Source organism: Blautia caccae (assembly GCF_040095955.1).
In the GTDB taxonomy this organism is placed as follows: domain Bacteria; phylum Bacillota; class Clostridia; order Lachnospirales; family Lachnospiraceae; genus Blautia; species Blautia celeris.
This window is the reverse complement of sequence record NZ_JBBMFP010000101.1, coordinates 1-692: the sequence shown is the minus strand read 5'-3', so window position 1 is coordinate 692 and position 692 is coordinate 1. Positions and strand designations below refer to the sequence as shown.

The window sequence follows — 692 nt, the reverse complement described above, 5'->3', positions numbered from 1 at the left end:
AGGCTTTCGGAGGAACTCATAAAAACTTTTCTGGACAGTCCGGCCACATGCAGTGAAAAATGGATCCAGAAGGAACTGACCCACCGAAAACGCTGTATCCGGCTGCTCCTGTCGCTTATACAAACAGGGACTGTTGACTGGAGAAGGCAGGATACAGAAGGTATATCCGAAAAACTTGTGAATGAAGGATTCCGATTGGAAATAAAAAGCTTTGTCAAAGTTCTGGAACAGGAGGGACTCAGCCCCAATACCATAGCCGGATATCAGCGTATCGTTACCTATTTTTTGTTGTTCTGCCAAAAAAACGGGTATGGGAAGTTATCCGATATCAGGACAGATGATGTGAGCACTTTTATCGTATCTCTTTACAAAGATGGACGGTACCAGCCGTCCACGATTGGAAGCGGCCTGGCAGGATTGCGCAGGTTCCTTTCCAGTAATGGCCACACGGCACAGTTTCTTCTGGAGATACCGGTGCATCTGCCAAAGGAAATAAAGATCATAGAGATCTATCAGGAGGAGGAGCTTGCGGCTCTCAGAACAACGCTCTCATCAGGGCTTTTGACAAAAAGAGATACTGCTGTCTGTAAGCTTCTTTTAGAGACAGGGCTCCGGGGGACCGATGTCTGTTCTTTGAAGCTGAAAGATATCGACTGGGAGAAGGACTGCATTTCCATCATTCAGGATAAGAC

Annotated in this window: 1 protein-coding gene; it reads left to right on the top strand. The window is 46.7% G+C overall.

Features of this window, described 5'->3' with window-relative positions; translation table 11 throughout:
• The coding region (locus WMO65_RS26405) for a tyrosine-type recombinase/integrase (RefSeq protein WP_349064915.1) at positions 1 to 692 on the top strand (692 nt) is incomplete at both ends.